Annotated in this window: 16 protein-coding genes; 5 read left to right on the forward strand and 11 right to left on the reverse strand. The window is 62.9% G+C overall.

Features of this window, described 5'->3' with window-relative positions; genetic code table 11:
• Nucleotides 1-25: 25 nt before the first annotated feature.
• Nucleotides 26-3,028, reverse strand: a complete 3,003-nt coding sequence (locus AC2CGQ_RS12330; RefSeq protein ID WP_484593684.1) for a DUF4214 domain-containing protein — start codon at nt 3,026-3,028, stop codon at nt 26-28.
• A 210-nt stretch (nt 3,029-3,238) separates the two neighbouring features.
• The gene (gene rlmF, locus AC2CGQ_RS12335; protein ID WP_166444974.1) at nt 3,239-4,204 is read right to left on the reverse strand and encodes a 23S rRNA (adenine(1618)-N(6))-methyltransferase RlmF; all 966 of its coding nucleotides are present in this window, start codon (nt 4,202-4,204) and stop codon (nt 3,239-3,241) included.
• A 118-nt stretch (nt 4,205-4,322) separates the two neighbouring features.
• Here rlmF and AC2CGQ_RS12340 point away from each other — a divergent pair, with 118 nt between their 5' ends.
• The 3 genes from AC2CGQ_RS12340 to AC2CGQ_RS12350 all read left to right on the forward strand — a co-directional run bounded on the left by AC2CGQ_RS12340 (nt 4,323) and on the right by AC2CGQ_RS12350 (nt 6,304).
• A complete protein-coding gene (locus AC2CGQ_RS12340; protein WP_015377149.1) occupies nt 4,323-4,952 on the forward strand; it encodes a flavin reductase family protein in 630 nt (209 codons plus the stop codon).
• A 168-nt stretch (nt 4,953-5,120) separates the two neighbouring features.
• Nucleotides 5,121-5,381, forward strand: coding sequence for a multiple stress resistance protein BhsA (gene bhsA / locus AC2CGQ_RS12345; protein WP_004939265.1), 261 nt, complete (start codon nt 5,121-5,123; stop codon nt 5,379-5,381).
• A 287-nt stretch (nt 5,382-5,668) separates the two neighbouring features.
• On the forward strand, nt 5,669-6,304 hold the full coding sequence (locus tag AC2CGQ_RS12350; RefSeq protein ID WP_004939270.1) for a carbonic anhydrase: 636 nt from the start codon (nt 5,669-5,671) through the stop codon (nt 6,302-6,304).
• Nucleotides 6,305-6,367: 63 nt separating this feature from the next.
• Here the strand turns inward: AC2CGQ_RS12350 and AC2CGQ_RS12355 are convergent, their stop codons facing one another.
• The 4 genes from AC2CGQ_RS12355 to AC2CGQ_RS12370 are packed head-to-tail and all read right to left on the reverse strand — an operon-like array spanning nt 6,368 to nt 11,377.
• Nucleotides 6,368-8,224 carry a M3 family metallopeptidase gene (locus AC2CGQ_RS12355; protein WP_156865339.1) on the reverse strand — a complete coding sequence of 619 codons (1,857 nt, stop codon included), beginning with the start codon at nt 8,222-8,224 and terminating at the stop codon, nt 6,368-6,370.
• Nucleotides 8,225-8,270: 46 nt separating this feature from the next.
• Nucleotides 8,271-9,230 (reverse strand): DNA-binding protein YbiB, encoded by a 960-nt coding sequence (ybiB, locus tag AC2CGQ_RS12360; protein WP_048322521.1) that lies wholly within the window; start codon nt 9,228-9,230, stop codon nt 8,271-8,273.
• 38 nt (nt 9,231-9,268) lie between these two features.
• A complete protein-coding gene (locus AC2CGQ_RS12365; protein WP_085336447.1) occupies nt 9,269-9,898 on the reverse strand; it encodes an FMN-binding negative transcriptional regulator in 630 nt (209 codons plus the stop codon).
• A 57-nt stretch (nt 9,899-9,955) separates the two neighbouring features.
• Entirely contained in the window at nt 9,956-11,377 is a 1,422-nt protein-coding gene (locus tag AC2CGQ_RS12370; protein WP_484593685.1) for an MFS transporter, read from the reverse strand.
• A 99-nt stretch (nt 11,378-11,476) separates the two neighbouring features.
• Here AC2CGQ_RS12370 and AC2CGQ_RS12375 point away from each other — a divergent pair, with 99 nt between their 5' ends.
• Complete coding sequence (locus tag AC2CGQ_RS12375; RefSeq protein WP_484593686.1) at nt 11,477-12,316, forward strand: helix-turn-helix transcriptional regulator; 840 nt, start codon at nt 11,477-11,479, stop codon at nt 12,314-12,316.
• On the opposite strand, the gene AC2CGQ_RS12380 is transcribed toward AC2CGQ_RS12375, so the two are convergent.
• From AC2CGQ_RS12380 to prpB, 4 genes are all read right to left on the reverse strand, one after another.
• Nucleotides 12,313-12,942: a LysE family translocator gene (locus AC2CGQ_RS12380; RefSeq protein WP_015377143.1), complete on the reverse strand. Its 630-nt coding sequence runs from the start codon at nt 12,940-12,942 to the stop codon at nt 12,313-12,315. The two genes, AC2CGQ_RS12375 and AC2CGQ_RS12380, sit on opposite strands and share 4 nt — an antisense overlap.
• A gap of 79 nt (nt 12,943-13,021) precedes the next feature.
• A complete protein-coding gene (locus tag AC2CGQ_RS12385) occupies nt 13,022-14,473 on the reverse strand; it encodes a bifunctional 2-methylcitrate dehydratase/aconitate hydratase (protein ID WP_049239873.1) in 1,452 nt (483 codons plus the stop codon).
• 50 nt (nt 14,474-14,523) lie between these two features.
• Nucleotides 14,524-15,687, reverse strand: a complete 1,164-nt coding sequence (gene prpC, locus AC2CGQ_RS12390; RefSeq protein WP_049239867.1) for a bifunctional 2-methylcitrate synthase/citrate synthase — start codon at nt 15,685-15,687, stop codon at nt 14,524-14,526.
• 33 nt (nt 15,688-15,720) lie between these two features.
• Complete coding sequence (gene prpB, locus AC2CGQ_RS12395; RefSeq protein ID WP_015377140.1) at nt 15,721-16,611, reverse strand: methylisocitrate lyase; 891 nt, start codon at nt 16,609-16,611, stop codon at nt 15,721-15,723.
• Between the two features lie 244 nt (nt 16,612-16,855).
• Between prpB and prpR the strand changes: the two genes are divergently transcribed.
• Nucleotides 16,856-18,442: a propionate catabolism operon regulatory protein PrpR gene (gene prpR, locus AC2CGQ_RS12400; RefSeq protein WP_484593687.1), complete on the forward strand. Its 1,587-nt coding sequence runs from the start codon at nt 16,856-16,858 to the stop codon at nt 18,440-18,442.
• Nucleotides 18,443-18,445: 3 nt separating this feature from the next.
• On the opposite strand, the gene AC2CGQ_RS12405 is transcribed toward prpR, so the two are convergent.
• Nucleotides 18,446-19,354 carry a DMT family transporter gene (locus tag AC2CGQ_RS12405; protein WP_033633771.1) on the reverse strand — a complete coding sequence of 303 codons (909 nt, stop codon included), beginning with the start codon at nt 19,352-19,354 and terminating at the stop codon, nt 18,446-18,448.
• Between the last annotated feature and the right edge of the window lie 37 nt (nt 19,355-19,391).

The following is a 19,391-nucleotide window of genomic DNA, read 5'->3' on the forward strand; positions in this document are numbered from 1 at the left end:
CGCCGTTGAGCTAACACATCGCCTCTTACGCGACCAGCGGCTCCGGCTCAACCACCGTGCCGTTGAGCATGATTTCCGGCACATAGCGCAGTTCATTGAGCAAACTTTGATGATCCTGCCCCAAGAGCAGGATGACGCTGTCCGCGGCATCCAGACGGTGGTCATCATTGTTATCGACAATGAGGTAGCTGCTGTTTTGCTCGCCGAGAACGCTGCTGACCCCGACCTTGGCGCTCAATGCTCCAGGCTGACCGAGATCGAGCAACGCGGCCAACAGCTGGCTGGCGCTGCTGCCCTGTTCGGCCGTCAGGGCGCCGATTCTCGCCTCCACGCCTTGCGCATCGCTGACGCCATAATCCGCCAGCTTCCCGCCGCCGGCCCCCTGAGCGATCCGCAGACCTGAAAGCACATCGTCGATGCTGCCCTGCGTCAGCGAAAAGTCTTTTAACGTCACGCCTGACGCCGCCGTGCTGCTCTGCAGCGTAACGTGGCTTTTCCCTGCGCCGGCGACGATCGTCGTGTCTCCCTGCACGTTAAATTGATCGCTGCCTCCTCCGCCTTTGACCAACAGCTGTTCGCCCTGTAGCCCAAGATCTTCCAGCAGCGGCGCCAATTTGGCCTGCGCGCCACCACTTAACGGCAGCAAGCCCAACATTTGAATGATCGTGCCGTCACCGCTGCCGCCATGAGAGGACGTCAGGGTGAACCCATTACCGGCAAAGGCCGAAGCGTCAACCTGGCGGACCTGAGTGTACCCCTCCGTTAGCGTCAGGTTGAAATTCGCGCCGCCGGACAACGTAATGTCTTGCACCTGATCATTTTGCCCTGTCAGCGTCAAGGCGCCATTTCCCCAGCCGCCGGTGTTAATGGCAACCAATGTCAATGGATTTTCATCGCCATGCGAGTCAAGCGCCAATGAGCCGGCATTACCGCGCCCGGAGAACAACAGGTCGAAACGATCGGTGGCATTCTCAAGGAAGGCTATCTCCAGCCGGCTGTCCGCATGATCACCGATGCCGCTGATTTCAAGGCGCGCCGCATCGGCATTGGCGTTGATCACCTTGACGTTATCCGCCCGCCCGGACAGCAACAATCCCTCACGGCCAAGCGCCTGCGCCGCCCGGCTCTGCACGACCGTCCCTCCGTCCGTTCCCTCTACGGTGGCGTTGCCGCTCAGCACCCCGTAGTCAAACACATGGGCGCTCGTCGCCAGCGCTTTCGTGCTGTAACCGTTCCAACCGATTTGCGTCAGCGTAGCTTCCGCCTGGCCGATGTAACCCGCCATATCTATCTGTTCGAAATGACTGAAATTGGCGGCATTGCTGCTCACCGTACTGATGCGCACGCCAAAAAGATCGAGCGTCGAGGTCATTTTGACGATCAGGTTGGCGGACAAAATATCGTGCCCGTCACCGCCATCGGCGCTGAATATCCACCCCACATGATTGGCGCCGCCATCGGCATTGCCTCCCCACAGTAGGCTGTCATTGCCGTTGTTCAGAGAAAAGTGCCCTTGGGCGGCGGCGAGATCGGCCTGCGAAGTGAGCTGCACCCGATCGTCGCCATGGGTGCCATGCAATGTCACATTGGCATTGTTTACCGTCATCTCCACCCCATACCGAGCCGCAGGGTTATTATGCAGCCGGATATCCGCCGCAGCGTCGCCATTGACGATCAGGTAAGAAAGCTGCGAGGCATAGCCCAGGTCAACCGTAACGTCCGCGTCAGCATCCAGGAACACCCTGAACAGCACGGCGGTTTCCGCATTGCTCAGCGTATGGTGAGCATGCGTATTCACCGTACCCGACGCGTTGCCGCCGCCCTCGCTGGTGGCGAGAGAAGCAGTCGTTTTATACGCCAGGCTGGCGCCGACATCGCGCGCGAACATCCACTGTTCATACTGAACGTCACCTGCCGGCGGCGCATTGATCAGATCGGCGATCACCGCCTGCGTGACCAGTGCCTTGTCGCCGCCCAACGCCCGATAGTGTTCCAACTGCTGTTCATCCGCCGCCCGGCCATGCACCGCCTGATAGACGTGCTGAATAAAGTCGTCCCCCTGCAAACCACCGATCTGCGCCTGAAATTCCGGCGTCGCCAGAAGGGCCGAGACCAATTCGGTATAGCTCAAGGTGCCGGAGGCCAGCGTTTTGCTCCAATTGTCCAGCGAGACGCTGTCCACCGCCCGCTCGGGCAATGCACGGAACAGCGCCGCTATCTGCTCCAGATACTCGGTCGCCGGCAGTTCGCCCGGTGAATATTCCTGGCCCGCCGCATTGAAATGCTGTTGAGCCGCCGCATCTTCCGGCGCCACCACCCCGCGCAACTGCGCGATCATATCCACCAGCAGATCGCCGCGCGTCGCGCCTTCCGCCAGCCGTTGCTGGTAAGCGGCCAGTTCAGGCGCCGTCGGCGGCCGTTCGAATCCCTGTGCGAACAGATGCAAAATGAAGTCATGATCGGAAAGATCGTTAAGCGGCAGGGTGGCAATCTTGCTCTGCGCCAACCCAGCCAGATCGCCCCCCTGATTGAGCAGCTTGCCGTCATGCGCAATTTCATCGGTCTGCCAGGGCGCTCGCAGCAGATAAAACATCGCCTGCGCGTCGCCGCTTCCGCCGGCGGCATCGGCGGCCGTGCCGGGGTACAAACCTTCAGCAATGCGCTGATCGAGCGCATCACGCTGCGCCAGCATCACCGGATCGTCCCCCAGATAGTTAAAGAGGTCGATAACAACGCTGGCGACAGCGCTGTTGAAATGCCCCTGTTGCAGTAAGGCATTGATGTAATCCGGATCGGGAGCGGTATTGTAAACGGAGAAATAAACCTGGCTGAGAATGTCGTATTCGCTTTGGCCGCTCATCCAACCGGCATCGGGTTGGCTCATTAAAATGCTGGCCATATAGGCGGGCGGCTGGCTGCCGATATCAAATGCGCTGTCGTAGTAATCGATTTCCGCCGCCGTCGGCAAACGCCCGAAAATGCCGATGATTAAGGCGCCGACCTCTTGTTGCGTAGCTAAAGGAATCATAATAAATCCCGTCAGTGTAATGGACTAAGTTCGCGGCATGGCTGCGCCGCGGCCTGTCTCCTACATCGCGAAGAGAGACATTGCACACTGCCTGGAGGGGTTTTTATAGGTATGACTACAGTTAAGAAATGCTGATGCGATAAGTCAATAAAACGGGGAAAACCGATCCTCGGTATGGGACTTTGCTCCCATACCGAAGCACCTGAAGACCTAGCGCCAGCGTTCGGCTGCCCAGGCGGCCTGTTGCTCGGCGTCGTGGAAGGTCCAGGCGACGAAGCGGCTGATCTTCTGCCCTTGCGCCATCTCGATGGTGCGCACCTCGGCCGCCCCCGCCACTTTCAGCGCATGGTAGATGGCCGGCAACGTGGTGTTTTTCGAGATGAGCGAGGTGAACCACAGGCAGTTGTTGGCCTTGCCGACGCTCTCTGCCACCATCTTGCGCACAAAGGCTTCTTCACCGCCTTCGCACCACAGCTCGTTGTTCTTGCCGCCGAAGTTTTGCACCGGCTTGTCGGCCACTTCCCCTTTGCCCAGTTTATGCAGCTTGCGGCGGGTGCTGGCGCGCGCTTCCTGCTCGGACGCGTGGAACGGCGGGTTGCACAGGGTGGCGTCGAATTTCTCGGCCGCGCCGATAATGCCGCTAAAAATCAGCTCAGGCTGTTTTTGCAGCCGCAGGCGCACGCTGTTGCGCAGCGTCGGGTTCATCTCGACGATCATCTTGGCCGAGTTGAGCGACACCGGATCGATTTCGGAGCCGGTGAAACGCCAACCGTATTCGCGCAGGCCGACGATCGGGTAAATGCAGTTGGCGCCGACGCCGACGTCGAGGATCGCCACGCCCTTGCCGCGCGGGATCTCGCCGCCGTTGCTGGTCGCCAGCAGATCCGCCAGGTGATGCAGATAGTCAGCGCGGCCGGGGATCGGCGGGCACAGATAATCAGCCGGAATATCCCAGTGTTCGATGCCGTAAAAGTGTTGCAGCAACGCACGGTTGAGCATTTTCACCGCCGCCGGATCGGCGAAGTCCACCGAGACATCGCCCCAGGCGTTCGGTTTTACGAACGGCGCCAGCGCCGGGCAGCTGGCGATCAGCGCCGGGAAGTCGTAGCGCGAACGATGACGGTTGCGCGGATGCAGGCCGCTTTTCTGCTGCGGGAAGGTTTTCTTTTTTTCCACCGTGACGGGCTCTCTTGAAGGGATTTCCGGCGCGTAAGATAACACATCCGGCCCGCAATGGCGCAGCGGCGGGAAACCCGGCACAATGAAAGCTTCATCGATTGCCGCAGGATCCCCCATGAACCGTGAATCTCGTTATTATTATGAACCCGCCGCCGGCCACGGCCTGCCGCACGATCCGCTGAACGCCATCGTCGGCCCGCGCCCCATCGGCTGGATCTCTTCCCGCAGCGCCGCCGGCTTGCGTAATCTGGCACCCTACAGCTTTTTTAACTGCTTCAACTATCGCCCGCCGATCATCGGTTTCGCCAGCACCGGCTGGAAAGACAGCGTGGCGAATATCGTGGAAACCGGCGAGTTCGTTTGGAACCTGGCGACACGCCCGCTGGCGGAAGCGATGAACCACAGTGCCATCAACCTGCCGCGCGGCGAAGATGAATTCGCCTTCGCCGGCGTCACGCCGCTGCCCGGACGCCGGGTCAAAGCCGAGCGCGTGGCCGAAAGCCCGGTGAACTTCGAATGCCGCCTGACCCAGTGCATTCAGCTGCAAACCGCCGCCGGCGAACAGGTGGAGACCTGGCTGATATTGGGCGAAGTAGTGGCGGTGCACCTCGATCCGGCGCTGCTGGACGAACACGGCGTCTACCAGACCGCCGCTGCCGAACCTATCCTGCGCGCCGGCGGCCCAACCGCCTACTATGGCATTTCCGAACAGCACCGTTTCGATCTGGCGCGCCCGACGCGCTGATCGTCTCCCCCTGTTTATGCAGAAGATGAACGGGGGAATTAAACATCAAAAAATTTGAATAAAACTATCAACACTCTCCGATTTCATCCTGCCTGTCACTGCGCAATAATCCTCCCATCGAAAGGCAAACCCCTTTCTCCCTAATTCACTTTGACAGGAATTACCCACATGAAAACCATCAAAACTTTTGCTGCCGCTATCGCCCTGGCCACCGCTTCTTTCACCACTTTCGCCGCTGAACACGTCAGCGCCCAGGATGCCGCCCAATTCGAAAAAGCCGGCGTGATCGTCGCCAGCGGCGCAACCGACCTGAGCAGCCTGAAGTCTCAGTTGGCCGCCAAAGCCGATGCCGCAGGCGCCAAGGCTTTCACCATCACCTCCACCAGCGGCAATAACCTGATGCACGCCACCGCGGTTATCTACAAATAATCGCCGCCCCAGACGTCAAAAAGCCCGCCGGATATCACCCCGGCGGGCTTTTTTATGTTCGCGTACGTCAGCGCTGAATGGGCACAACAGCGAATTTCTTGCCGCCCCGCATTATCATCCCCCCACGAGTAAACGAACCGGAAAATTCTGTCGCAAACAGGCAGAAACCCTGTATTCAATGGGGATTGCGGGGGGCTTGCACACACATTTTTTTACCTGCCCATGGCTGGACTAACAGGAGAGGATGATTATCATGTTACGCAGACTACAGATGCAGAGAGCGTTGTATGCAACATATCATTGAAGGTTTCCTCAGTTTCCAGAAAGAGATTTTCCCACAGCGTAAGGAACTGTTTCGCAGCCTTGCCTCCAGCCAAAATCCTAAAGCGCTTTTCATCTCCTGTTCTGACAGCCGTCTGGTGCCCGAGCTGGTGACGCAGCAAGAACCTGGGCAACTGTTCGTTATCCGCAACGCCGGCAACATCGTCCCTTCCTTCGGCCCGGAGCCGGGCGGGGTTTCTGCCACCATCGAGTACGCGGTGGTGGCATTGGGTGTTACTGATATCGTGATTTGTGGCCACTCAAACTGTGGCGCCATGAAGGCTATCGCGTCCTGCCAGTGCCTCGACCCCATGCCTGCGGTAGCTCACTGGCTGCACTATGCGGATGCGGCCAAAGCAGTGGTCGAGAAGAAAACCTGGAATAGCGAAACAGACAAAGTTAACGCTATGGTGGAAGAGAACGTTATTGCTCAGCTAAATAATATCAAAACCCATCCTTCTGTGGCGGTGGGTCTGCGCAACAGCGGGCTGCGCCTGCACGGCTGGGTGTACGATATCGAAAGCGGCGAAATTCGCACGCTGGATAGAAACACCAAGAGCTTCGTGTCTTTGGCCGATAATCCCGACGTGTATTTCGAATAAAATCACGCCTGGTTTTAACCATTAAATAAAATCCACGCTTCCGCGTGGATTTTACTGTCAGCCTTAAACCAAACGCGCCTCTATCGCCGCAGCGAAGTCGCGGCACATCCGTTCGTCACCGTCGGCGTTGTCTGCCAATACCGTCTCGCCATCCACCACCCGAATATGCGCCTGCAAATCGAAATCCGCCGGCGGCTGCGGGCGTGCAGCGGCGGCGGCCATCGTCTGCTGCGCCTCATGCCACGCCTGCGCCACCGTCTGGTTGCAGGCCTGCGCCAGATAGTCCGGATTAAACCCTTCGCCGGTCAGGCTGCGCAGCGTGTCGTCGTGGCTGACGCTGTTGCCCGGCAACCAGTAGTGTTGCGCCAGATCCGGGCCAATGGCCGGGTTGTCCGTCAGATAACCGTCGCGCTGCAGGAAGAAGTGACGGGTTTGCTCCACCGCCATCATCGCCAGCAAATAACCCTGATAGGAACAGGCGGACTCCAGCGACAGCAGGTGCGGGATCGCCAACGTCGGGCGCGGGCTGCCGCTGATGCCGAGGATCTTCTGCTCAACCTCACGCGCCAGCGCGGTGATGGCTTCCGGCGTGCGCTGCTCGTCATCCCACTGATACAGCGCCCACTCGAAGTACGGCACCAGCAGGATATGGCGTTCGTTGAACGCGCGCATCGGCTGGCGCGCCGCGATGCCGGCTTCGATCAGCGCATCGGGCACCGCCTCACCGGCGGCGTTTTTCGCATAGCGTTTCAGCCAATCGGCGTCGTCCAGCAGGCTGTCGCAGAACATCGACTGGGTTTCGGCATAGGCCATCGAAGTCGGCGGGAACTCCTGCGAGAAGCACGGCGCATTCTGGCGAATGTTGGCGAAGTGCGCCGCGTGGCCGCCCTCGTGGAACAGGGTGTTGAGCCCGTAGGCCCCGCTGCCCACCTGCCCCGGCTGCGCCAGGCTGGTGAAGTTGATGCGCGCCGGCACCCATTCCCCCTGGCGTACAAACGGCGGCACCGGGCCGTGCATGAAGCCGTTCTCATACTTGCCTTTGCGCACCAGCAGATCGAGATTCATCTCCGCGCCGCCAAAACCGATGTGCAGGCGTTTGAAGCTGTCGACCCAGCGTTCCAACGAACGGGAAAACGGGAAGTAAGGATCCAGTTGGCGGGTGACGTCGCCGGCGCTGGCGAAGCGGACGTTCCATGGCTCCAGCGCCTGGCTGCCCTTCTCGGCCGCCAGCTGCTGCAGGCTGCGCGCGTTGGCCTCGCGGGTTTCCCGCTCGAAACGATCCAGAATGGCGAACAGCTGCTCCGGCGTCATGCGCTCGGTTTTGTTCACCTTGTAGTCGAAATAGTTGCGATAGCCCATCTGGCGCGCAAAGCGGTTGCGCAGGCCGATCAGCTCCGGCAGGCCGTTATGCAGCAGCCATTGCTCCAGATCGCGCAGCGCCTGCTGCGAGCTGCGGCGATAGTCTTCGTTCGGGTTGGTCGCCTGATTGGTCAACAGCTCGCCGAGCGAAGCCGCCACGCGCTGGCCGTCGGCGTTCAGATGGGTGACCTGATAGCCCTTGCGGCGCGAGTAGAGATCGGATTCGGCGTGGATGATCTGATCCAACAGCGCCTGCGCCTGCGGGTCTTCAATGGCGTTGCAGTCGAAAAAGCGCAGCCAACCCTGCAGGCCGTGGATCAGCGCATCGCGCTGCGCCTCCTGCGGCAACGCTTCCAATCCGGCCAGCAGAGTGCGGATCTCCGCCAGCCGGCGCGGTTCGGCGATAAAGCGCTTATAGGCGCTTTCGGCGGCGGAAAAGCGCGCCGAGACGTCTTCACCGCCGGTGCCCATGTAGTTTTGCCAGAACAGCTCTTCTTTGGCGCGGTGTACGTCGAGGTAATCCTGGTTCAATTGATTGAAGTAATCGAGAGCCTGTTGCATAACCGTCCTTCTCAGCCGATGAGGAAATATCCCAGTATAGTCGCGCTCAGGCCTGATGCAGGCGTTTCAGCCCCTGCTCCAGCGTCTCGCTCTCGCCGGCGGCCACCAGGCAACAGGCGACCTGCCGCTGGATGGCCTGCGGGATCGCCACCTCGCCCGCCAGGCAGCGCTCGGTCCAGCGCGCGGTGGTTGCCGCGTCTTTCGCCGCCGGCAACGCCGGCGTTTCATCCTGCAAGGTCCGTTCCAGCAAGATGCGCTGTTCGCCGCCGACGATATGGTGAATTTGCGGGCAGCGCAGCGGGTTGGCGTAAGCTTCGCCTTCCGTGCCGTGCATCAACAGCCCGCGGGCGCCGATCTGGCGGAAAAACGACGCCACCCGGCCGACATACTCCGGGTGTGAAACGCTGGCGAGGCGCAACGCATCCTGTTCGCCGAACGGCGTCGCCAGCTTGGCCAACGTATGGGCGCTGTTGCGCACTCCCATGCGCCAACGCAACCCGAGCTGCCGCGCCAGCGGCGCCGACAGCGTGGAAACCGGCATGAATACCGCCTCGCCGTTATCGAGACGCTGTTGGGCGTGAGCGGCCTGTTCCGACCACGGCAGCCCGAGCGCGCGGAAAATCTCGGCGCTGGTCACGCGGGTGCTGTCGTCCAGCACGCCGTGCACCACCACCGGCAGGCCCACTTTCGCCAGCAGCAGCGCCAGCAGCGGCGTCAGGTTGGCCTGCTTGCGCGCGCCGTTGTAGCTCGGCAGCACCACCGGTAATGGCCTCCCCTGCGGCGCCTGCAACGGCAAGACCTGCTGTTGCATCGCCTGGTAAAAACCCAGCATCTCTTCTTCGGCTTCGCCCTTGATACGCAGCGCGATCAGAATGCCGCCCAACTCCAGCTCGGGGACCTCCCCGGCCAGCATCGCCTGATACAGCTCAAAGGCGGTCTGTCGATCCAGATCGCGCGCATGGTTTTTGCCGCGGCCTATTTCTTTGATAATTTTGGTGTAATCCATCCGAAGGTTCCCTCAGCCCACTCTTCGGTTAGCATACCCTATCCGCGCCGCCGCTCAACCTCCGCCGCCAGCCGCCGCTGCGCTTCATCGCCCTCGCGCAGCCCGGCGATCACCCCATCGGCATCCTCGGCGCTGCGGTTTTGGCTCATCTTCCATTTGCCTTCGCGCCGGGTGACGGCGATCTCGATACCGACGATGCCTTTAAGCTGTGCGGCGATGTAGTTGGCCGGCGCATCCTCGATCCGCCAGGGTTCAGGACGCCGCCCTTCCTGCTGCGCAGTGAGATCGATCAGTTGGCGGCGCAGCCAGGCCGGGTCGTCCGTCACCGTCGGCACGCCATGCAGTTGCACCACGCTGTAATTCCAGGTCGGCACCACCTTGCCGGTCTGGCGCTTGCTCGGGTACCAGCCGGGCGACACATAGCCCCCCTGGCCCTGAAAAATCACCAGACATTCCGCCGCCTGTTGCAACCGTCGCCAGTGCTCGTTGGCGCGCGACAGGTGCGCCCGCAGCCGGATCTGCCCCTGTTCGACATCGGCCAGAAACGGCAGCGGATCGGCCGTCAATCCCTGCTCGCCGTGGCTGACCAACAGCCCCAGCGGGTGGGCGCGCACCAACGCCAGTTGGGCATCCAGATCGTCTTCGCGAAATGCGGCGGGTTGAAACATCAGTGTGGCTCCTTATCGCGCTCTCATGATGACGACAGTAAAGCACCCGCCGGCGGCCTACTTAAGATCCGCTTTCTGAGTATTTCGAGTGATCCGGTTTAACAAGATCAGGGCGACGCCCATCGCCACCAAATTACAGAGCATCGCACCGGCAAAGGCCTGGGCATAGCGTTCCGCCGCGCCGCTCGCCAACAGCGGCACAAAACCGACGCCGCTGACCACGATACCCAGCGCGCCCCCCACCTGCTGCACGGTGGCCACCAGACCCGCCGCCATGCCCGCCTGCCGCTCCTGCGCCAAACCCAGCACCAGATTCAGCAGCGGCGTCATGCTCAGCGCCTGGCCGAATCCCAACACCACCAACCCCGGCAGCAGCCGCAGCGGATGCGCCAGCGCCTCCCCCCACAGCGCCTGCGCCATCAATAGCGCCAACCCGGCGGCGTAAATCGCCACGCCCACGCTCAGCACGCCGTTGCCCCAACGCAGCGTCAGCCGGGGCGCCAGCATCGAGGCCAGCATAAAGGCCGCGCTGGCCGGGGCGAACAGGCTGCCCGCCTGAAAAGGCGTCAGCCCCGCCCCCGCCTGCAGCAGCAGCGCGAAGCACAAGAAAAACGAGGAAGCGGTGGCATAAATCGCCAGCACCACCGCCATACCCGGCGCGAAGCCCGCCTGGCGGAACAGCGCCGGATCGAGCACCGCATCATCACCGCGCTGCGCCAGGCGGCGTTCCCAACGCAGGAAGCCCCACAGCGTCAGCAGCGCCAATGCCAACATCGGCGCGATCCACCACGGCCAACCGCGCGCCGGGCCTTCCAGCAACGGCAGCAGCAACAGCGACAGGCCAGCCGCCGCCAGCCACAGGCCGACGCCGTCCAGCCGCTGCGCCTGCGCCACCCGCGATTCGGGAATGCGCCGCGCCGCCCACAGCGCCAGCGCGCCGATAGGCAAATTGATCAAAAAGATCATGCGCCAGCCGCTGCCGAACAGGTTGGCCTCAATGATAAATCCGCCGAGGATCTGGCCGAAGATTGCCGCCAACCCCAGTGTCATGCCCAGCCAGGCGAAAGCGCGCCGCCGCTGTTGCGGCGCGTACAGCACCCGCATCAAGGCGTAAATTTGCGGGAACAACAGCGCCGCCGCCGCCCCCTGCAGGATACGCGCGGCGATCAGCAGGCTGAGCGATCCCGCCAGTCCGCACAACAGGGAACTCAGCGTGAATCCCAGCATGCCGAGGCTGAACAGACGCCGACGCCCGAAGCGATCGCCCAGACGCCCACCGGCGATCAACAGCACCCCAAACGCCAGTTCATAACCGGCGACGATCAAACCGACCCCGGCGAAATCGGCGGCGAACTGTTGCTGGATCACCGGCGCCGCCACGTTGACCACAAACAGATCGAACACCGTGACGAAACCGCCCAACAGCAGCACCGGCAGGCCGGGCAATCCTCGCCGTTCAACAGATAATGAATGTTCCATACCACCTCCAGAGATTATGATGGTCGCAGTATGGAATAGCGTTTAAACTGTTACTATATAGCCATTTATACTATTACTGACAGCAACAGGACGGCCGACATGCCCCCACGCCCCCTCGAACGCACCCGCCACGAACTGGGGGATTTTCTGCGGCAAAAGCGAGAACAACTGTCGCCGGAGGCAGTCGGCTTGCCGAGCGGCAGCCGCCGCCGCACGCCGGGCTTGCGGCGCGAGGAGGTGGCGGCGCTGGCCGGCGTCGGCCTCACCTGGTACACCTGGCTGGAGCAAGGCAGGGAAATCAATGCGTCGGTGACTTTTTTGGAAAATCTGGCGCGGGTGCTGCAGCTCGATGCCGCCGGCCGCTACCACCTGTTTTTATTGGCGCATCAGCGCCCGCCGGTGCCGGTCGGCCATCAGTGGTGCCAGGTTTCGCCGTTGGTGCGGCGCCTGCTGGACGACCTGACGCTGCGGCCGGCCTACGTCATGAACCTCAGTTGGGACATCATCGCCTGGAATCCGGCGGCGCAGCGGCTGTTCGCCATCGGCGAGCGCCCGGCGCAAGAGCGCAACATGTTGTGGATGCTGTTTGCCGATCCGCAGCTCAATGCGCGCCTGCTGGAGTGGCGGGCGCAGGCGCCGCAAATCCTGGCCAGCTTCCGCCGCGACTACGCCCGTGCGCCGGAGGATGAGGTGATGCGCCAACGGGTACAGGCGCTGGAGCAGGTATCGCCGCAGTTCCGCCAGCTCTGGCGGCAGCATGATATTCACGGACGTTGCCAGGGGCGGCGCAGCTTCACCCTCCCGGAGATCGACCCGGTCACCTTTGACCACGCCTCTTTCATCGTCGACGAAGAGAACCACCTGCGGCTGGTGATGTACAGCGCGCTGCCGGACGAACCGGCCAGCGCGGCGTTTGAAGCGCTGCTGCGCGAAGATTAACGACGGCTGTCGAAAATGAGTTTGCAGGCCAGCCCGGCGAACACGCCGCTCAGCAGATAGTTCGGCCAGCGGGCGCTGAAGCGACGGCCGACAAAACGGCTTTTCATGCCGCTGACCGCCAGGATCACCCCGCCGTTAATCAGCAAGCCGACCAGATTCAGCACCGTCGCCAGCGCCAGCATCTGCACCACCACCGAGCCGGCGCGCGGATCGATAAACTGCGGGAACAGCGCCAGCACGAACAGCGCCATCTTCGGGTTGAGGATGTTGGTGAACAATCCCTGACGGAAAATGCGCGCCGTCGGCACCGCCTGCAACCCGGCGGAAGCCTGCAGACTGCTGCCGGATCGCAGCGTTTTCCACGCCAGATAGAGCAGATAGGCCGCGCCCAACATTCTCACCGCGTCGTAAGCCAGGGGTACGGCGACGAACAGTTGCGACAACCCCAGCGCCGCCGCCAGCGCGTGGCAGTACGTGCCGAGCTGGATGCCCGCCAGCGAAGCGAAACCGGCGCGCCGCCCCTGGCTGACGCTGCGCGAAGCGATCAGCAGCATATCCGGGCCGGGGGTCAGCGCCAGCGCCACGCAGGCGCCGGAAAACAACAACAGCGTTGCGGCATCAATCATGAATCACCTGATAAGAAGACGGACGGGGATGGAGCCTCCATCATAGCGACGCCGACGTGGCTTGTCAGCGCCGCTCGCGTCAGATCACCCACAAATCGAGGTACTCGTTGACCGGCATCTGCGCCAGCCGCTGCCGATCCAGCGACACCTCGAGAATGCGCTGCTGCTGCAGGGCCGGGAACTGGCGCGCCAGGTTGGTTTTGAACTTCTCGATCAACAGCGGGATGCCCGCTTCGCGCCGCCGCGCATGGCCGATAGGGTACTCCACCGCCACCTCATCCAGACGGCTGCCGTCGGTGAACTCCACCGTCAGCGCATTGGCGATCGAGCGTTTTTCCGGATCGTGATAATCGCGCGTGAAGGCGGGATCTTCATGGCAGTGGATCTTGCCGCGCAATGCGTCGATGCGCGGATCCTCGGCCACCCGATCCTCGTAATCGGCCGCCGTCAGCCGGCCGAACAGCAGCGGGATCGCCACCATATACTGAATGCAGTGATCGCGATCCGCCGGGTTATCCAGCGGCCCTTGCTTGTCGATAATGCGCAGGCAGGCCTCGTGGGTGCGGATGCTCACCCTGGCGATATCGGCGGCGGTTTTGCCGGCGGCCTGCATCTGGCGGTGCAGCGTCATGGCCGCCTCCACGGCGGTCTGGGCATGGAACTCCGCCGGGAACGAAATTTTAAACAGCACATTCTCCATCACATACGCGCCGTACGGCCGCTGGAAGCGGAAAGGTTTGCCGTTGAACGAGACGTCGTAGAACCCCCAGGTCGGCGCCGTGAGCGCCGAGGGATAGCCCATCTCGCCGGTGGCGGCCATCAGCGCCAGCCGCACTGCGCGCGCGGTCGCATCCCCCGCCGCCCAGGATTTGCGGGTGCCGGCGTTCGGCGCATGGCGATAAGTGCGCAGCGACTGCCCGTCCACCCACGCCAGCGACACCGCGTTCAGGATCGCCTCGCGGCTCAGGCCGAGCAGCTGCGCCACCACCGCGGTGGACGCCACCTTCACCAGCAGCACGTGATCCAACCCCACCCGGTTGAAGGCGTTTTCCAGCGCCAGGCAGCCCTGGATCTCGTGCGCCTTAATCATGGCGATCAGCACCTGCCGCATGGTCAGCGGCGCTTTGCCCGCCGCCACCGCCTGACGCGAGAGCCAGTCGGCCACCGCCAGGATCCCGCCCAGGTTGTCCGACGGGTGGCCCCACTCCGCCGCCAGCCAGGTGTCGTTGAAATCGAGCCAGCGGATCATGGCGCCGATATTGAACGCCGCCTGAACCGGATCCAGCTGGAAACGGGTGCCCGGCACCCGACTGCCGTTCAGCACCTCGGCGCCCGGCACCACCGGCCCCATCAGTTTCTTGCAGGCCGGGTAGCTCAGCGCCTCCAGCCCGCAGCCGAGGGTATCGAGCAGGCAATAGTGGGCGGTGCGGTACGCCGCCGGGGTATCGACGGCCTCTTTCATCACATAATCGACGATATCGACCATCTCGCGATCGAACGGCGGACGGCCGGTGTTGGCAGACTCAAGCATCATGATCCCCAAAGGCTCCATAGTGAAAACGACACGATAACGATCGGCGCTCAGCGCTGATCCAGCGGTACGAACGCCCGCGCTTCCGGCCCGGTATAGTTGGCGGACGGGCGAATGATTTTGTTGTCCTGCCGTTGCTCGATGATGTGCGCCGACCAGCCGCTCACCCGCGCCATGACAAACAGCGGCGTGAACATTTCGGTAGGCACCCCCAGCTGGTGGTAAGACACCGCCGAGAACCAGTCGAGGTTGGGGAACATGTTTTTGGTGTCGCGCATCACGCTTTCCAGCCGGTCGGCGATGTCATACAGCTTCATCGCGCCCGCTTCCTGCGACAGGCGCAGCGCGATCTCTTTGATCACCTGATGGCGCGGATCGGAGACGGTGTACACCGGGTGCCCGAAGCCGATCACCACCTCTTTGTTGTCGATGCGGCGGCGAATGTCGGCTTCCGCTTCGTCCGGCGTTTCATAGCGTTGCTGGATCTCCAGCGATACCTCGTTGGCGCCGCCGTGCTTCGGCCCGCGCAGCGCGCCAATGGCGCCGACGATCGCCGAATAGACGTCGGATCCGGTGCCGGCGATCACCCGGCCGGCGAAGGTCGAGGCGTTGAACTCATGCTCGGCGTACAGGATCAGTGACGCATGCATGGCCTGCTCCCAGCTGGCGGAAGGCGCTGCGCCGTGCAGCAGATGCAGGAAGTGGCCGCCGATGGAGTCGTCGTCGGTCTCCGGCTGAATGCGCTCGCCGTTGTGGCTGTAGTGATACCAATAGAGCAGCATCGATCCCAACGACGCCAGCAGCCGATCGGCGATGTCGCGTGCGCCGGCCGCGCCGTGCTGTTCTTTTTCCGGCAGGGTGCAGCCGAGGGCCGAAACGCCGGTGCGCATCACGTCCATCGGGTGAGACGCCGCCGGCAGCGCCTCCAGCACCGTGCGCACGCTGGCGGGCAGGCCGCGCAGCGCTTTGAGACGGTGTTTATAGACCTGCAGCTCGTCGCGGTTGGGCAACTTGCCGTGGATCAGCAGATGGGCGACCTCTTCAAACTCGCAGTGGCGCGCGAGATCGAGAATGTCGTAACCGCGATAGTGCAGATCGTTGCCGCTGCGTCCTACGGAACACAGCGCGGTATTCCCGGCGGGCACGCCGGATAACGCCACGGATTTTTTCGGCTTAACGCCAGTCGGGCTTTGCGGGGGGATCGCTTGGCTCATACTGTCCTCATTTGGCTTCTGCGTGAATGGCGCTTATTCGTCGCGCTGGCGAGCGAACAGAGCGTCGAGTTTCTCTTCGAACAAATAGTAGTTGATGCTTTCGTACAGCTCGTTGCGGGTCTGCATGGTGTCGATGACGCTTTTCTGCGTGCCCTCCTCGCGCAGGGCGCGGTACACCCGCTCCGCCGCCCGGTTCATCGCCCGAAAGGCCGACAGCGGATACAGCGCCATATCCACCCGGGCGCTGCGCAGCTCGTCGGTGGTGAACAGCGGCGTCGCGCCGAATTCGGTGATGTTGGCGAGGATCGGCACCTGCGTCGCTTCGGCGAAGCGGCGGTACATGCCCAGCTCGGTGATCGCCTCCGGAAACAGCATGTCGGCCCCGGCCGCCACGTAAGCCTGAGCGCGCTCGATGGCCGCCTCCAGCCCCTCCACCGCCAGCGCATCGGTGCGCGCCATGATCACGAAGTCCGGATCGCTGCGCGCATCCACCGCCGCCTTGATGCGATCCACCATCTCTTCGGTGGAAACGATGGCCTTATTGGGCCGATGGCCGCAGCGCTTGGCGCCAACCTGATCTTCGATATGCAGCGCCGCCGCCCCGGCCTTGCTCACCGCGCGCACCGTGCGGGCGACGTTGAACGCCGATGCGCCGAAACCGCTGTCGACATCCACCAGCAGCGGCAGCGGGCAGACGTCGGTGATGCGGCGAATATCGGTCAACACATCGTCCAGCGTCGAAATGCCCAGGTCCGGCAGCCCCAGCGAACCGGCCGCCACGCCGCCGCCGGAAAGATAGATGGCCTGGAACCCCGCCCGCTGGGCCAGCAGGGCATGGTTGGCGTTGATCGCGCCGGCGATTTGCAGGGGTTTCTCTTTACTCAGGGCCTGACGAAAGGCGAGCCCGGGTGAGCGCAGCGTCATGACGTTCTCTCCGATTAGCTAGATGGAACAGACAGAGCAAGGGGCGGGCCAGGTTGCACTTTGGCGGGGAAAAAATTAAAAGCGATAAAAATAAGTGAGTTATAAAATTCGCGTCGCCATTGGGCAGACCAAGCGATAAAAAACGTTTCAGTTAACGTTTCAATCGCGGTTTCACTCGGCATGTTTGAAACATGAATGAAACAAGGCTACACCTAATGCAGCCACTTTCATTCGGTAACCCACCATGAGCGATCACATCACGCCGTCCCGCACGCCTGACAAACCGGTGATCTGGACCGTCTCCATCACCCGCCTGTTCGATCTGTTCCGGGATATCAGTCTCGAGTTCGACCATCTGGCGACCATCACCCCGATCCGTCTCGGCTTCGAGGAGGCGGTGCAGCATATTCGCGATCGCCTGGCGACCGAGCCTTGCGACGCCATCATCGCCGCCGGCTCCAACGGCGCCTACCTGAAAAGCCGCCTGTCGGTGCCGGTCATTTTGGTCAAGCCCGGCGGCTTCGACCTGCTGCAGGCGCTAAGCAAGGCGCGCAGAACCGCCGATCGAATCGGCGTCATCACCTACAAAACGCCCCTGCCCGCGCTGCTGGAGTTCCAGCAAACCTTCGATCTGCCGCTGGAGCAGCGCAGCTACGTCACCGAAGAGGACGCGCGCGGCCAGATCGCCGAGCTGAAAGCCGCCGGCATTCAGGCCGTGGTCGGCGCCGGCCTCATCAGCGATCTGGCGGAAGAGGCCGGGCTCACCGCCATTTTTCTCTATTCCGCCGCCACCCTGCGCGCCGCCTTCAGCGACGCGCTGGACGTGACGCGCCTGATGCTGGGCGGCGCCAAACGTGGCGGTGACTACGCCGCGCGCAATACCCTGCAGCCGCGCTATGGGCTGAGCGATTTACAGGGCGATTCCCCGCAGATGGAGCAGACGCGGCGCACCATCATGCTGTACGCCCGATCGCCGGCGGCGGTGTTGATCGAAGGCGAAACCGGCACCGGCAAAGAGCTGGCGGCGCAGGCGATCCACCGCGAATACTTTTCCCGGCGCGGCGCGACGCCGCCGTTCGTCGCCATCAACTGCGGCGCCATCGCCGAATCGCTGCTGGAGGCGGAACTGTTCGGCTATGAGGAAGGCGCCTTTACCGGCTCACGGCGCGGCGGCCGACGCGGGCTGTTGGAAACCGCCAACGGCGGCACCCTGTTTCTGGATGAGATCGGCGAAATGCCGCTGCACCTGCAAACCCGGCTGCTGCGGGCGCTGGAAGAGAAAACCATCACGCGGGTCGGCGGGCAACAGCCGGTGGCGGTCGATTTTCGCGTTATCAGCGCCACCCACAATCGCCTGGAGCAGGCGATTCAACACGGCGATTTTCGCGCCGATCTGTTCTACCGTCTGAGCGCCCTGCGGCTGCAGCTGCCGCCGTTGCGGGCGCGTGGCGACGATATTGCGATGCTGGCGGAACACTTTCTGAAACAGTCGCTGGCGGCGCTCGACGTGCCGCTGACGGAGCCGCTGCGCACCGCCCTGGCCGGCTGTTACGCCGCACTGAGTCATTACGCCTGGCCCGGCAACCTGCGCGAGCTGCGCAACATGATGGAGCGGGTGGCGCTGATGCTGAGCACCGGCGCTGCGCCGAGCGGCGAGACCCTGCAGTGGCTGCTGCCGGAGCTGGCGGTGGCGCCGCCGCCCGAGACGCAGGCGGCGCCCGTCTCCGCCCACGAAGCCCTGGCGCGGTGCGGAGGCGACCACGCCGCCGCCGCCCGGTTGCTCGGGATCAGCCGCACCACTTTATGGCGCCGGCTGAAAAAACCGCGCTGAGCATCAGCCGGCGCGCCGGCCGTCCGAGGCCGGCAGCAGCCGCGCTCGCCGCTCGCCCAGCAGGTTCATGCCCGCCGCCGCCAGCAGGATGATCGCCGCGCCCAGCAGCTGCCACACAGACAGCCGGTGACCAAACGCCAGGCGATCCACCAGCATGGCGGCGATCGGGTAGATGAACGACAGCGAGCCGATCAGATTGGTGGGCAGCTTCTGCAGGGCGCCGTACATCAACACGTACATCAGGCCGGTGTGCAGCACGCCGAGCGTCGCCAACATCCCCCACTGCCCCACGCTGGCCGAAACGTGGAAATCCACCAGCGGCAACAGCATCACCGCCCCCACCGTCACCTGGATCAGCGCAATAAGATGCGGCGGCGTGCCCTTCAGCCGCTTGGCCGCCAGCGCCATCAGGGCGTAGAAAAACGCCGCGCCGAGCGCCAGCGCGATGCCCGCCAGATAATGACTCTGCTCCCCCGCCTGCCGCGGCTGCGCCAGCACCACCAGCATCATGCCGCCGAACGCCAGCCCCAGCCACAGCAGCTTGCGGGCGGTCAGCCGTTCCCCCAGAAACAGCGCCCCCAGCCCCACCAGCATAAACGGCTGGGTGTTGTACACCGCGGTAGCGATGGAGATAGACGCATAGGAATAGGCGGCGAACAGCAGCAGCCAGTTGATCACCAGCGCGACGCCGCCGGCGATCGCCAGCAGCAGCGTGGCGCGCGTCAGCGCATCGCGTCGCAGCTGCCCCAATACGCCGCACACCGCCAGCAGCGTCAGCGCGCCTACCGCGCAGCGCCAAAACACCACGTTGATAACCGGCTGGCCGGACATCAACACAAACCAGCCAATAGAGCCGGAAATCAACATCGCCGCCGCCATCTCCAGCGATCCGCGTTTTATCTCTGCATTCATTCTGCGTTCCTCGAAGCTTGCCCAGAGACATAGCTTG

This window comes from Serratia sp. DFXYC6 (assembly GCF_057196085.1).